Below are 1,371 nucleotides of genomic sequence, written 5' to 3'. Positions count from 1 at the left end.
GGTCGTGCGGTTGAATGACAAGTTTTCGGCCGGTCTGAGCTGTGGTGCACTGAACCATCAGCGGGCAGCTCTGGCAGGACCGACCGAAACTAACTCGGCCTTTGGAACTGATCGACCGAACGATGCTCGCCGGGCACGTCACCGTCTGCGCTTCATCGTTGACGGTGAAGTCATCGATAGTGAAGCCGCCAGGAACAGCGCGGCTCAACGGCATCGGCTTGATGATTGGGGTGTGACCGGCCGTCGTGATCTGGTTGAGGAGTTCCCCGCTGCCATAGGCCGAATCACCCAACGCATCGATTTTCTGAGTGCCGATGCTGGTGTCGGCGGCGATCAGTGCGGATCCCCGAGCCGCATCACTGTTCTCCGGGCCGGATGCTTTCGTGAGCAAAGCGGCGGTCACCAGGCCCGTGTCGGGCTCGATGGCGACGTGGCTTTTGAACCCGTCAACCTTTTTCTGCCGGCTCTTGTGCGCGTGGCGGGCATCAGGATCGACGGTGGAAATCACCCGGTCATACGCGACCTTGCGGGCGATTCTCCACCGGCCGTCGGTGCCGTCGGACCCGTCGGCGGGTTCCACGTCCTGACCGGCGACCAACGCCAGCAGGGCAACGGTTTCCTGCTGTTTCTTGGTCAGGATATGGATATTGATGCTGCCCAGCAGGGCGAGCGCATCGGTGACCAGCCGGGAGACGAGCTCGTCGCGGGCGTCGCGGTCATCCCACGCGATATCGGGCTTGCCCGGCTGGGCGTAGTCGTGACCGGTCAAGCTGGCGACGGTCGCATCCGCGCCGGGAATCTCCCGGCCGACGCGGCGGATCTGCGCGATCAGCTGGGTAACGGTGTCCTGGCGGGCGACGGCGTCCTCCAAGATCGTCGAGTCCAGCGCCCGGCGTTTGCGCCCCGACAACGCTCCCGACTTCGCAATGACCTCCGTCACAGCCTCGAAGATGCGGTGCGGTCGGTCGCTGGCGGCCAGACGCTTGCGCCAGTAGACGAGCACGGTCGGGTGGAACGAGGCCTCAGTCAACGCGAACCCGCACGCGGCTTTCCACCGCAGGTCATACGTCAACGCTTCGGCCGCTTCGCGGTCGGAGAGGTTATGCAATGTTTGCAGCACCATCACCGAGGCGATCACATCCGCTGGCGTTGACGGGCGGCCGTTCTGCGAGGCGAACAAGTCCGCGAAGGCATCGTCGGGAAACAGGTCCCGACGATGCGCCGCGAGGAACGCGAACACCGACCCAGGCGGGAGAAGATGCCCCGCTACGGCGTCGACATCGTAAATCTCACGCTGACCATCATCACGACCCTGCATCACCCCAGTCTTAACGACCACGAGCCAACCCCCGGCAGGCGCGCCTTAAAAAA

General features: G+C 64.0%; 1 protein-coding gene. It reads right to left on the bottom strand.

Annotation, left to right across the window (positions count from 1 at the left end; translation table 11 throughout):
* Positions 1 to 1,318 (bottom strand): transposase (locus E3O45_RS00800; protein WP_134441133.1); only part of this gene is annotated, 1,318 nt, incomplete at its 3' end.
* Positions 1,319 to 1,371 lie beyond the last annotated feature (53 nt).

Source organism: Cryobacterium sp. TMS1-20-1, from assembly GCF_004402355.1.
Taxonomy (GTDB): Bacteria; Actinomycetota; Actinomycetes; order Actinomycetales; family Microbacteriaceae; genus Cryobacterium; species Cryobacterium levicorallinum.
Note: the sequence above shows the minus strand (reverse complement) of the source record. Positions and strands in the feature narration are given on the sequence as shown.